The organism is Acetobacter cibinongensis (genome assembly GCF_000963925.1).
In the GTDB taxonomy this organism is placed as follows: Bacteria; Pseudomonadota; Alphaproteobacteria; order Acetobacterales; family Acetobacteraceae; genus Acetobacter; species Acetobacter cibinongensis.
On the sequence record NZ_BAMV01000045.1, the window covers coordinates 1 to 204 of the forward strand.

A 204-nucleotide genomic window follows, 5' to 3' on the forward strand; every position below is an offset into this window, starting at 1 on the left:
GGCAGGGCTTTGTTTATGTGGCCTTCATCATTGATGTATTCGCCCGGATTATTGTGGGCTGGCGTGTCTCCTCAACGGCCCATACCGACTTCGTGCTGGATGCCCTCGAGCAGGCTCTGTGCCAGAGGCGGCCTGAGGGAAAAGTGACCCACCATTCCGACCGTGGCTGTCAAGGCGGATTCAACCGGTCGTCGCAACACCTTA

1 protein-coding gene is annotated in these 204 nt (G+C 57.8%); it reads left to right on the forward strand.

Translation table 11 applies throughout. From position 1 onward, the window contains the following. On the forward strand, positions 1–204 hold a 204-nt coding region (locus Abci_RS13290; protein WP_048839663.1), incomplete at both ends, for a DDE-type integrase/transposase/recombinase.